A 13181-nucleotide genomic window follows, 5' to 3' on the forward strand; every position below is an offset into this window, starting at 1 on the left:
GTTTACTTAGTCTCTTCATTTTTGAGGTATTCATCGATATAAATAAGTACCTTGCTTAAGTGATCAACCACCCAAGGAAACCACTCCAACGCTTCAATTAACTGATTATCTTTTAGTTTTTGCTCTAAGTCAGCTGACAACTCCGTTAACCGATCAGCGGATAAGTTTGATGCGCTGCCTTTGAGTGAGTGAGCAAGGCGATGCATGGTTTCGTCATCCTCCGCATCTCGAGCAGCCATAAACTCCGCTTCAAAGTCACAAAAACACTCTTTAAAACTTTTAAAAATGCGAGGAATTATTGTAGGGTGCGACTTAAAGCGAAACGCGAGCTTGTCCATATCTATAACGTCTTCAGACGCAACAACGGTAGGTGTTACTTTTTCTTCTTGATTCATCTCGTCCTCTACATCACTGTCCGCATTTTCATCATTTAGCAATAAACGATTAACATTTGTATAACTATCGCCCTCTTTACCTTCTCGAACCCAGTGAGAGAGCACCTTAAACAGCGTATCACTATCAATAGGCTTAGTTAAAAAATCATTCATGCCGATATTTAAGCAACGCTTTTTCTCTTCGGTGGTCGCATTCGCTGTCAATGCAATCACAGGTAACTGATTGCCATACTTTTCACGAATAGCTTTAGTGGCATTATAACCGTCCATAACCGGCATATGAATATCCATTAACACTGCATCATAAACCGTCTCTTGATCCTCTAACCTCTTTAGCGCTTGCTCGCCATCGTCTGCAACTCTCACATTAACACCCGCAGCTTCAAGCATTTCTCGCGCAACCAGTTGATTCACTTGGTTGTCCTCAACCACAAGTATATTAGCCCCGGACAACCCCTCCTCTACAGGGTCGGCCGCCACATCGAACTCTTCATCATTCGACGATTTTAGCGCATTAATAAGAGACTTAACTGCTCGGCGTTTTAGAATTGGTTTAGTCAACACTGCATGAGGTTGCCTTCCTCCTTCTTCTAACACAATTTTTTCTCGCTGACTAACCGACAATATAAGCACTAATTTATATTTATGAGGTTGGTTGAGTTGAGTTATTTTATCAGCCACTTCTGAAAAACTAATTCGAACGCTGGTGATATCAACATAAATAACAACTGGAACCGTCATTTCCAATTCGGCAGATGGAGTGGACTGCTGTATAAAAAGAGCTTGCAATAAATTCAGTATGCCTTCACCTGTTGTAATTCTTTGAATACTCAAGTCCAAGCGGCTAAAAATAGTGTTCAGCTCATCGCATGGCCGGCTATCCCCTACTATCATGATCGCCGGTAAATTACCTTTGAATACGTCTAATGGAGACGTTGATTCTTGTGCCTCAGGTATCGCAGAGTAACGCACAGTAAACGAAAACTCGCTACCTTTTCCTAGTTCACTTTTGGCACTAATACCCCCGCCCATTAGCTCAACTAACCGTTTACAGATGGCCAGACCTAAGCCGGTCCCGCCAAAACGTCGCGTGGTGGAACCGTCAGCTTGAGTAAACGATTGAAATAACTTTTGTAGCGCCTCATCAGAAATACCCACACCCGTATCAGTTATCGTCCCCCTAATCACAATATCGTCAGCAATACGGCTTTCTAGCTCTAATGCTATTGTGATTTCACCCGCTTCTGTGAATTTAATGGCATTACTAATCAGGTTAATCAAAACCTGACAAAGCCTCATTGAATCGCCCTTTAGCTTATCTGGAATAGCATCAGACACCTTGACCGTTAACTCAATACCTTTGTTGCTTGCGACAAACGACTCAACATCTACAACCTTTTCGACGATCTCAGATAGTGAAAACTCTACCGACTCTAACTCTAGTTTTCCGGCTTCAATTTTTGAAAAATCCAAAATATCATTAATAATCGCAAGCAATATATCCGCTGAGTTTCGGATTCGGTGAAGGTATCCTCCTTGCTTTGCATCTAAGCGCGTCCGACTTAGCATTTCGGCCAGCCCTTGAATAGCATTCATGGGCGTTCTTATTTCATGGCTCATATTTGCCAAGAACTCACTTTTGGCTCTCGCGGTCTGTTCAGCCACCTCTCGGGCTTCTTCAGCCTCTTTATTCGCCTTTTCCAAGACAATATTTTTATCTTTTAATGCTTGCTCGGCTTTATCCATACCGGTCAGATTTTTATTATATTCTGATATTAATGTTCCTAATTCGTCTTTAGATTTCCACTCTACCAACTCTCTGTTTCCGGTATTCTGATATGACAAAATAGAAGCATGCACCATCCGCAGTGGCTTTAGCACGGTTTCTTTTAACGCGACTGTAAAGCCAATGAGAAATATAACCACATACAAAATAAACAGTATTAGCTCGTTAAGAAGCGAAGTCGTTAATGAGTCACCCACCTGACTCAAATCTAGCATTACTTCAAGCACGCCAGTTTTGATCATTTCACCATCATAGTCATAAATAACGTCTGCTTTGACGGTTTCAAGCGTTGATATTTCGGCTTCTGAGCACGTACCCACTTTGTGCGATTGGCGCACTACAACGCTATAGCTTTCGTACTCTTCCAGTGTTGCACAGACAATATAAGCAGAGTCTTCCAAGGTATTAACCAGTGATATCACGGTTTCTTTGTCAAACTGCCAAACAGGAATAGACAGCTGAGACGCGAGCAACTGCACTTCATTTTTCACATCATTTAAGTGTCGAGCGCGTAGTTCGTCTGTTTTTAAATAGAGATATACAACATTGGCAAAGACCAAGAGCAACATCAACGGCAACGCCGCTGCCAATAAAAACTTTGTCAATAATGAAGAATACAATGGGCGGTTCATCCAATAATTACCTGTAAATAGCCGTCCCTTTAGCATAGAAATCAAACGTTGTTTTTGCAAAGAACATCGTTAAAAAACAGCGATTAAACAACATTTTGCCTTATCTGAGCCTTACCTACGTTAAATAAGGATCAAAGGCTCAGTACAACCTTTCTGATTAGAGCACCTTGCAAACCTACCGACTTTAGAACAAAACATTACCATTTCTGTCCAATACTCATAATATCGACTAATCTTATAGCAACAAGAAACCTTTTAAATTAGAGCCAATGCCATTGTACTAAGCGGTATTAAATGACCTTAGTGTGATTTATAAAGAGGCTTAACAACTTCAATAACATGTAACTGTACTGGGGAAAACACGTGTAAATTCGGCAAACATTTCAGGGGGCTAACATGAGTATATTCAACCACTTCCAATCGCGATATGAATCGACGAAACACGAAGAGTATACGCTCGAAGAGTACTTACAAATCTGCAAAAATGACCCTTCTGCTTATGCGACCGCAGCTGAACGCTTATTACTGGCTATTGGCGAGCCCGAGTTTATCGACACGTCAAAAGACCCACGCCTTAGCCGGATCTTTTCTAACAAAATTATTAAACGATATCAGGAGTTTGATGATTTTTTCGGCATGGAGGAGTGCGTCGAACAAATGGTGTCATTTTTCAAGCATGCCGCCCAAGGGTTAGAAGAAAAGAAACAAATTATCTATTTATTAGGCCCTGTGGGTGGCGGTAAGTCTTCGCTCGCCGAGAAGCTTAAGCAGTTAATGCAAAAAGTGCCTTTTTACGCAATAAAAGGCTCACCAGTGCATGAGTCACCATTAGCGTTATTTGACCCTGGAGAAGACGGCCCGATCTTAGAAGATGAGTACGGCATCCCTCGCCGGTACCTTAGCTCTATCATGTCACCCTGGACGGTAAAACGACTACATGAGTTCAACGGCGATATTAGCCAATTTCGAGTCGTTAAGCTTTGGCCGTCAATCTTAGATCAAATTGCAATATCCAAAACAGAACCTGGAGATGAAAACAATCAGGATATTTCTGCCCTCGTGGGTAAGGTTAATATTCGAATGTTAGAAGAGTATCCGCAAGATGACCCTGATGCTTATAGTTTTAGTGGTGGGCTATGCCGAGCCAATCAAGGATTGATGGAATTTGTGGAAATGTTCAAAGCCCCCATAAAAGTGCTCCACCCTCTTTTAACCGCAACGCAAGAAGGCAATTACAACACCACAGAAGGTATGAGCTCTGTGCCGTTTGAAGGCATCATTCTAGCGCACTCCAATGAGTCAGAATGGCAGACATTCCGAAACAACAAAAACAACGAAGCTTTTCTAGACCGTATATCAATTGTCAAAGTGCCTTACTGCCTCCGCGTAACGGAAGAGATCAAAATATATGACAAATTGCTCAAAAACAGTTCGTTATCAAACGCTCATTGCGCGCCCGACACGCTTGCGATGTTAGGTCAATTTTCTGTACTGTCAAGACTGAACGAGCCCGAAAATTCGAGCGTTTTTTCCAAAATGAAAGTCTATGACGGCGAAAATATTAAAGACACCGACCCCAAAGCCAAATCAATTCAGGAGTATAAAGACTCTGCAGGCGTTAACGAGGGTATGGAAGGGCTATCTACCCGTTTCGCGTTTAAGATATTATCCAAGGTCTTTAATTTTGATACCACGGAAGTGGCGGCCAACCCAGTTCACCTATTATATGTGCTTGAAAAGCAGATCGAGCAAGAGCAGTTCCCTACCGAAGTAGCTGAACGTTATCTTCGCTATATCAAAGAGTACCTAGCCCCTCATTATGTTGAGTTCATCGGCAAAGAAATACAAACCGCTTATCTCGAATCTTACTCTGAATACGGCCAAAACATCTTTGATCGTTATGTCACTTATGCTGATTTTTGGATACAAGATCAAGAATACAGAGACCCTGAAACAGGTGAGATATTAAACCGCGCAGCAATTAATGAAGAGTTAGAAAAAATAGAAAAACCCGCAGGCATCAGCAACCCTAAAGATTTCAGAAATGAGATCGTCAACTTTGTTCTTAGGGCTAGAGCCAACAATTCAGGCAATAACCCATCTTGGTTAAGTTATGAAAAACTGAGAACCGTCATCGAGAAAAAGATGTTCTCCAATACAGAGGATTTACTACCGGTTATATCCTTTAATGCCAAAGCCTCCAGTGAAGACCAAACTAAACATAAGGAGTTTGTCGACAGGATGATCGACCGAGGCTACACAGAAAAACAAGTGCGGTTATTAGCCGAGTGGTACCTCAGGGTTCGCAAATCTCAGTAACGCCAGTCATAAGGATTAAACGCCGTAGGTAGTTAATGAACGCGGGTATATGGGAGAGAATCTATGGGGATAATCCATGTTATCGACCGTCGTCTGAACGGCAAAAACAAAAGTGCAGTCAATCGCGAGCGATTTCTAAAACGTTATCGCCACCATATTAAGCGAGCCGTTTCAGACGCCATTGATAAGCGTAGCATTACAGATATCGAGCGAGGTGAAAGCGTTAGCATTCCCACCAAGGATATTGCTGAGCCTGTTTTTCGCCACGGCCAAGGTGGTAAGCAGGAGGCCATCCACCCCGGGAATAAAGAATTTATCGCAGGCGACACATTACCCAAGCCCCCCTCTGGTACGGGTGGCGGTAGCGGAACAGGGGACGCAAGTGACTCCGGCGAAGGGATGGATGAGTTTGTATTCAACATATCCCAAGAAGAGTTTTTAGACTTTATGTTTGAAGACCTAGAGCTCCCCAACCTCATCAAAAAACAACTTAAAGACACTACGGCCTATAAGTACGTCAGAGCAGGCTATTCGAGCAAAGGTGTACCTGCCAAAATTAATATCGTACGCTCACTGAGGGGCGCCTATGCACGCCGAATTGCGCTGACGGGTAAGTCTCGAGAAGCCATTCGTAAATTAGAGCAACAACTAAAAGAGCTCGAAGCTGCCCCCGATGCAAAAGACCCTGCCTTTAGCCATCAAGATCTAATCAAAAGTCTTAAAGAAGAAATTCAGCGATTAAAAGATCGCGTTAAGAAGATCCCTTGGATTGATGAATTTGACCTTAAATTCAATCAACACATCAAACAGCCTATACCAAGCACCAGTGCCGTCATGTTTTGTTTGATGGACGTCTCCGGCTCAATGAGCCAAATGCACAAAGATATTGCGAAGCGCTTTTTTATCTTGCTTTACATGTTCTTAAAGCGCAATTACCAAAAAATTGATGTGGTATTTATTCGTCATCACACCAGCGCTAAAGAAGTCGATGAGGAAGAGTTTTTCTACTCAAGAGAAACCGGCGGTACGATTGTATCGAGTGCACTAAACCTCATGAGCAAGATTATGGCAGAACGCTACCCAGCCAGTAGTTGGAACATCTACGCAGCCCAAGCGTCTGACGGTGATAACTGGAACGATGACTCCCCTCTGTGCGGCAAGCTGCTTAATGATAAAATACTGCCAATGGTCCAGTATTATTCTTATATTGAAATAACCCCGCACGAGCATCAAATGCTCTGGCATGAATACGAAAAAATCAGCAAACAATTTCAAGATAGCTTTGCCATGCAACAAATTGTCGACACCGGTGATATTTATCCGGTTTTTCGTGATTTGTTTCAGAGGAAACAGGTATGAGTCAGCCAATAAACTCAACACCCGCCTCACCCTCAAATCGAACACCTATCTCAACAGGGTCTGAGTGGACATTTGAGCTAATAGAGCAATATGACGAAGAAATCGCCAAAATCGCCAAGGAGTTCAAGCTCGATACCTATCCCAACCAGATTGAAGTCATCAGTGCAGAGCAAATGATGGATGCTTACTCATCGGTGGGTATGCCTGTAGGTTATCATCACTGGTCTTTCGGTAAACAGTTTTTAAATACCTCTAAGCGCTATAGCCGTGGCCAAATGGGGTTAGCTTATGAAATTGTGATCAATTCTAACCCTTGCATTGCTTACTTGATGGAAGAAAATACCATTACTATGCAAGCCCTGGTGATTGCCCACGCGGCCTATGGGCACAATTCATTTTTTAAAGGAAATTACCTCTTCAAAACCTGGACGGATGCCAGTGCCATCATCGATTACCTTTTGTTTGCACGTAATTATATTTCCAAGTGCGAACAACGTCATGGGCTTGAAACCGTTGAAAAGTTCTTAGACTCTTGTCATGCCATTATGAATCATGGGGTCGACCGCTATAAGCGCCCGCCCCCTATTTCTGCAGAAGAAGAAAAAAATCGTCAACAAGAGCGCGAAGAATACCTGCAACAGCAAGTCAACGAACTCTGGCTGACCTTTCCGACAAAACCGGGCAAAGAGAAGTCTGGCAAGCGGCGTCGATTCCCCAAAGAGCCCCAAGAAAACTTACTCTACTTTATTGAGAAAAATGCGCCGTTACTAGAACCCTGGCAACGAGAGATTGTTAGAATTGTTCGTAAAATTGCGCAGTATTTTTATCCCCAACGGCAAACACAAGTCATGAACGAAGGCTGGGCTACTTTCTGGCACTACACCATTCTCAATCGCCTTTATGATAAAGGCTTGGTAACCGACGGGTTTATGATCGAGTTTTTACAATCCCATACCGCAGTCACCTACCAACCCCCTTTTGATAGCCCGTGGTATAGCGGCATCAACCCTTACACATTAGGGTTTGCCATGTATCAAGATATTCGTCGCATTTGTGAAGAACCCACTAATGAAGATAAGCAGTGGTTCCCAGATATTGCTGGCAGCGACTGGTTAACGACCCTTCATTTCGCAATGCAAAATTTCAAAGATGAAAGTTTCATTTTGCAATTCCTATCCCCCAAGGTCATTCGTGATCTTAAACTGTTTTCCATATTAGATGATGATATGGAAAACGAATATCACGTACAGGCAATACACGACGAAAACGGCTACAAAATCGTTCGAGAGCAGTTAGCAAAACAGTACAATTTGAGTTACAAAGAACCCAACATACAAGTATGGAATGTTGATATTAGAGGCGACCGATCTCTCACGCTCAGGCATATTCCTGTAGACCGAATCCCCATGGAAGAAGACACCGCCGAGGTGCTCAAGCACATACATCGTTTATGGGGGTTCGACATTCATCTCGAAAGTGTTATTAGTGACCATAAAGGCGAAGATAAGATCGTTGACGATTATCACTGCCCGCCGGTAGACGAACTAAATCCACTAGGTGATGACGAAAACTAACTCCTGATTTTATAGCCTATCCAGCTGCTCTTCTATTTCTTGAATTTTCTGCTGAACAACCTTTTCAAGATGCCTTAAGTCATTAAGGATTTTATTTTTCGCATCCTGTTCCTGATGATCTTGATCAACAATATCGTCAAGCTCCGCCATTACCTTGGTTAGCATCGGCGACACTTCGCTGACTTCTTTATAGATATTGGGTTCAGAGTAAGAACGAACACTGCGCATTGAGCGAGAAAATTTGAATTTTTCACTTTTATGGAATAACTGCCCTTTTTTCTTATAGTAGATTTTTAAGACATCACTATTACCTTCTGTTCGAACCGAATAGCGCTCAACATAATCGAATTCTTTTACGCCAAGAGACTTTAATATTGTGTATTCCATAAACCCCTTACATCCTCATCACTGCGTTATCGTCATCCGGGCTCTCGCTCATTTTAGCTCTATTGTTGTATTGCAAAAGCTGCTTTACCAAACCCGCGACTACTCTAAAGATGGACCTTAAGGTATGATGTTGCAAGTTTTCACAAATAGATTCTTAATTTAAATACAGCAAGGAAGATAACAATATGCGTTGGTTCTTTATCGCTCTGTTTACCCTCATTTTTTCATACAGTCACACTGTATTAGCAAGCGACTCTGAAACACTATCAAACGACACAGAAGACAAGCTCACCAAAGCCGGTGATCACTTTATGTCGCTGTTGCTTAAAGGCAAAACCGAGCTCGCCTACAAAGACCTTCTCTTAGCGGTCGGAGGTGACTCAGAGCGGTTACAAAACCAAGCCACAGAAGTTGCCGCATTTATGCTAAAAGTAAGAGAGCAGCTCGGCAGCCCAATCGCTTATGACTTAATTACTACAGACAATATCAAAACGCACTTTTATAAACAGAAATACCTGCTCAAATTTGATAATGCCGCAATTGTTTGGGAAATAAACTATTACCAACCACGAAATAGTTGGACGTTAGTCGATGTGGCTTATAACACCGATATCGATGCACTATTTGACGACTAGACATCTACTCTACTACTCGCACGATTATCAATGCGCGTTTTTACGATAATTCTTTGAATTCTTGACCTAGACCAAGTAATGCTCGTCAGGCAGCTGTTATTGATGCCTGATGAGCGACAAGAGAACGTTAAATTAAGTCTAAATTAGTCCCCTCAGCTACCAACTAACGGTTCTACTTTAGCTCAAAAAAGATTAAAATTTATACTCTTTTGGTCGCCGCAAAAATAATACCTGACTATTTTAGTCAGTTATTGTAAAATATCCCCATTATAGATACGATCAATGCGATACCACCTAGTTAGCATCGCTGGCAATTGAACCCTGCCGCAAGGTGTCGTTAATTAACGCATACCATGCATTATTTGAGAGAATGCGGAGAATAATATCATGTCAGACTCCGATAAATCGGTTAACGAACTTATCAAAAATGAGTACAAACACGGTTTTGTAACCGATATTGAATCAGATACCTTCGCCGCCGGTCTTGATGAAGAGACGGTTCGTAACATTTCTGCTCGTAAAAATGAACCGGAATGGATGTTGGAATGGCGCTTAAAAGCTTATCGTGCATGGGTTGAAATGCCTACACCTGAGTGGGCTCATGTAACATTCCCCCCTATCGACTTTGAAGATATTTCATATTACTCCGCTCCTAAGTCTCAAAAAAATGCGCCAAAGAGTTTGGACGAAGTTGATCCTGAGCTTTTACGTACCTATGAAAAACTAGGCATACCTTTACACGAGCGCGCTCGACTTGCAGGCGTTGCGGTTGATGTTGTATTTGACAGCGTCTCAGTCGCTACGACTTATAAAGACCAACTGGCTAAAGCCGGTGTTATTTTTTGCCCTATTTCAGAAGCCATTCAAAAGCACCCTGAGCTAGTAAAAAAATATCTAGGTACTGTCGTTCCTCAGCGTGACAATTTTTATGCAGCATTGAACTCTGCGGTATTTAGTGACGGCTCATTTGTTTATATTCCTAAAGGGGTTCGTTGCCCTCTAGAACTTTCAACGTATTTCCGCATTAACGAAGCGAATACGGGTCAGTTTGAGCGCACACTAATCATCGCAGAAGAAGGCAGTCATGTAAGTTATCTTGAAGGCTGTACAGCCCCTATGCGTGATGAAAACCAACTGCACGCGGCGGTTGTTGAACTGGTTCTGCTGGATGACTCTGAAATCAAGTACTCAACCGTACAAAACTGGTATCCGGGCGATGACGAAGGCAAAGGTGGTATCTATAACTTCGTAACCAAACGCGCGACCTGTATTGGTAAAAACTCCAAAGTATCTTGGACGCAAGTTGAAACAGGCTCTGCTATTACTTGGAAATATCCTAGCTGTATTTTACGCGGCGATAACAGTGTTGGTGAGTTTTACTCCGTTGCCTTAACCAACAACTTCCAACAGGCAGATACCGGCACCAAAATGATACACCTAGGCAAGAATACTAAGAGTACAATTATTGCCAAAGGTATCTCAGCGGGTAAAAGTAACAGCAGCTACCGTGGACTGGTTAAGTTTGGTCCTAATGCTGAAAATGCTCGAAATTATACTCAGTGCGATTCGCTACTCATCGGTGATAAGTGCGGCGCTCATACGTTCCCTTATATCGAAAGCAAAAATAAAAGTGCCATTATAGAGCACGAAGCAACGACTTCTAAAGTCAGTGACGACCAACTGTTTTTATGCCAACAACGCGGCATGGACGCAGAACGCGCAGTATCAATGATCGTTAATGGTTTCTGTAAAGAAGTATTTAAAGAGTTGCCGATGGAGTTTGCCGTAGAAGCCACCAAGTTACTCGAAGTCAGCCTTGAAGGCTCAGTCGGCTAATTACGGTTTAACGCATTCCAGCAAAAAATTAAAAAGCTGTTCGTAAATACTATGTGCAGCGATTCAGTGTTTGAGAGAGAGAGTAATGTTAAAAGTTAGCAACCTACAAGCATCAGTCGAAGGAACCCAAATACTCAAAGGCATCGACCTAGTCGTTCGCCCTGGAGAAGTTCACGCCATTATGGGGCCTAACGGGTCTGGTAAAAGTACCCTAGCCCAAGTACTAGCAGGCAACGAAGCCTATGACGTTACCGGTGGCGAAGTCACTCTCGAAGGCCAATCGTTAATAGAAATGCCGACAGAGCAACGCGCTCGTGAAGGTGTATTCTTAGCATTTCAGTACCCTGTTGAAATTCCTGGCGTAAGCAACTTGCAGTTTCTTAGAACGGCCATCAACAGCATTCGTGAATACCGCGGCGAAGAAGAAATCGATGCAGTGTCATTCATGAAGCGTGCTAAAGAAAAGATTAAACAGGTTAACTTAGACCCCGCATTCTTAAAGCGAGGCGTTAACGAAGGCTTTTCTGGCGGCGAAAAGAAGCGTAACGAAATCATGCAAATGCTAATGCTTGAACCAAAGCTAGCGATATTGGATGAAACCGACTCAGGCCTTGATATTGACGCACTTAAAGTCGTCGCCGATGGTGTCAACGCACTTCGCTCACCTGAGCGTTCGGTCATTATGGTAACCCACTACCAGCGACTACTTGACTATATCGTACCTGATTACGTTCACGTGTTAGCAAAAGGTAAAATTATTAAATCTGGCGGCAAAGAATTAGCCCTAGAACTGGAAGAAAAAGGCTACGGCTGGCTGGGTATTGAAGAATAATCCTGACGACTAGCATTAGTAAATCGTCACTAGGACCCATGCCAATTATTAAACCTTATAGCTAAGCCGTGTTTAAAATTTCAGGAGTCATTGAATGAGTGCCATACTCAATTTCCCAAACGCTTTTGTTGATGCATCAAAAGCCTTTAATCATGACGAGGCTCGCATATCGCCGCCTTGGATGGTGGCCTTTCGGGAGAGTCAGCAAAGCCAATTAGAACAGTGCGTTTTGCCGACGCGAAAGACCGAAGACTGGCGTTATTCAAGTCGACATTTAAAAATGTCAGACGCAATTGCCAAACCTTTAGCTTCATCATCTGACGCAGCACTCAATAACGCGTTTATCGACCTTGATGGTTATTTAATTGTCTTTGTGAATGGTCAATTTGTAGCGAACAGGTCAAGACTACCGCAAAATGCTGAGTTGACGATCAAGCCATTTGCTGAACTTTCAAGCGAAGAAGCTGAACAAGTTGTATCAAGTGCGATGCCTGCCGCAGAAAGCGCATCACCAACGCCTCCGGCGCTATTTCCTTTTGCGACGATTAACGCCGCCTACCTATCAGACGGCATTTATATCTCTGTCCCAAAAAACGTCAAGGTCAATAAGCCTATTCAGGTGCACTTTCACGCTGAAGGCGAAGGAACATCTTCCGCTCGCGTATTTTTAGTCGCAGAGCAAGGCGCGGAAGCAACGCTAATAGAAGAGTTTAGTGGCAGCACACAAACCGAGTTGTTAACCACTAGCGTGACAGAGCTTCAGCTAAAAGAGCAAAGTGAGCTACGCTATATCCGCTTAAATACAGAGCAGGATAAAATTTCTCATGTAGGCATCACTAACGTGATACAGCATAGAAATAGCCGATTTAAAAGCTACTGCATTGGTTTAGGTGGTTCACTAAGACGTCATGACTTAAAAGTTAAACTTATTGAGCCAGGCGCAGAATGCTCACTTGACGGTGTTTGCGTTACTCTCGAAAAACAACATTATGACAATCACACCGAGATTGAACATGTCTCGCCTCACTGTCAAAGTGATGAGAGCTATCGCTGTATTGCAGGAGACGAGTCTCACATTGTGTTCAACGGTCGAATCATGATTCACCGTGACGCTCAAAAAACGTTGGGTGCGATGAGCAACAAAAACCTTCTTCTATCTTCTAAAGCAGAAATCGATACCAAGCCAGAACTTGAGATTTATGCCGATGACGTCAAGTGCGCCCACGGTACGACCATAGGCCAACTAGACGAAGAAGAACTGTACTACTTAGTCACTCGTGGCATTTCACCTGACGACGCAGCAACCATGCTAACCCTTGGGTTTGTTAATGAGTTGGTACAGAAGATTCCAAATGAAATCATCAGAGAAAAAGTCGAGAAACGCCTCGAAAGTTTGATACAAAGCGCGTTCACAGAGGTCTAATTA

Annotated in this window: 9 protein-coding genes; 7 read left to right on the forward strand and 2 right to left on the reverse strand. The window is 42.9% G+C overall.

The window, feature by feature from the left end; genetic code table 11:
• Positions 1 to 2: 2 nt before the first annotated feature.
• Entirely contained in the window at positions 3 to 2813 is a 2811-nt protein-coding gene (locus NKI27_RS15440) for an ATP-binding protein (RefSeq protein ID WP_265046931.1), read from the reverse strand.
• A 396-nt stretch (positions 2814 to 3209) separates the two neighbouring features.
• Here NKI27_RS15440 and NKI27_RS15445 point away from each other — a divergent pair, with 396 nt between their 5' ends.
• The 3 genes from NKI27_RS15445 to NKI27_RS15455 all read left to right on the forward strand — a co-directional run bounded on the left by NKI27_RS15445 (position 3210) and on the right by NKI27_RS15455 (position 8065).
• Complete coding sequence (locus NKI27_RS15445) at positions 3210 to 5132, forward strand: PrkA family serine protein kinase (RefSeq protein WP_265046932.1); 1923 nt, start codon at positions 3210 to 3212, stop codon at positions 5130 to 5132.
• Between the two features lie 63 nt (positions 5133 to 5195).
• Positions 5196 to 6491, forward strand: a complete 1296-nt coding sequence (locus NKI27_RS15450; RefSeq protein WP_265046933.1) for a YeaH/YhbH family protein — start codon at positions 5196 to 5198, stop codon at positions 6489 to 6491.
• A complete protein-coding gene (locus tag NKI27_RS15455) occupies positions 6488 to 8065 on the forward strand; it encodes a SpoVR family protein (protein WP_265046934.1) in 1578 nt (525 codons plus the stop codon). The genes NKI27_RS15450 and NKI27_RS15455 overlap by 4 nt, the downstream gene beginning before the upstream one ends.
• Before the next feature lie 9 nt (positions 8066 to 8074).
• Here NKI27_RS15455 and NKI27_RS15460 read toward each other — a convergent pair whose 3' ends face one another.
• A complete protein-coding gene (locus NKI27_RS15460) occupies positions 8075 to 8452 on the reverse strand; it encodes a DUF3461 family protein (RefSeq protein ID WP_265046935.1) in 378 nt (125 codons plus the stop codon).
• A gap of 185 nt (positions 8453 to 8637) precedes the next feature.
• Here NKI27_RS15460 and NKI27_RS15465 point away from each other — a divergent pair, with 185 nt between their 5' ends.
• The 4 genes from NKI27_RS15465 to sufD all read left to right on the forward strand — a co-directional run bounded on the left by NKI27_RS15465 (position 8638) and on the right by sufD (position 13178).
• A complete protein-coding gene (locus NKI27_RS15465) occupies positions 8638 to 9087 on the forward strand; it encodes a hypothetical protein (RefSeq protein WP_265046936.1) in 450 nt (149 codons plus the stop codon).
• Positions 9088 to 9474: 387 nt separating this feature from the next.
• Positions 9475 to 10923, forward strand: coding sequence for a Fe-S cluster assembly protein SufB (sufB, locus tag NKI27_RS15470; RefSeq protein WP_265046937.1), 1449 nt, complete (start codon positions 9475 to 9477; stop codon positions 10921 to 10923).
• A gap of 85 nt (positions 10924 to 11008) precedes the next feature.
• Positions 11009 to 11755 (forward strand): Fe-S cluster assembly ATPase SufC, encoded by a 747-nt coding sequence (gene sufC / locus NKI27_RS15475; RefSeq protein ID WP_265046938.1) that lies wholly within the window; start codon positions 11009 to 11011, stop codon positions 11753 to 11755.
• 94 nt (positions 11756 to 11849) lie between these two features.
• Positions 11850 to 13178, forward strand: a complete 1329-nt coding sequence (gene sufD / locus NKI27_RS15480; RefSeq protein WP_265046939.1) for a Fe-S cluster assembly protein SufD — start codon at positions 11850 to 11852, stop codon at positions 13176 to 13178.
• The last annotated feature ends 3 nt before the right edge of the window (positions 13179 to 13181 follow it).

Origin of the sequence: Alkalimarinus alittae, assembly GCF_026016465.1 — a bacterium.
In the GTDB taxonomy this organism is placed as follows: Bacteria; Pseudomonadota; Gammaproteobacteria; order Pseudomonadales; family Oleiphilaceae; genus Alkalimarinus; species Alkalimarinus alittae.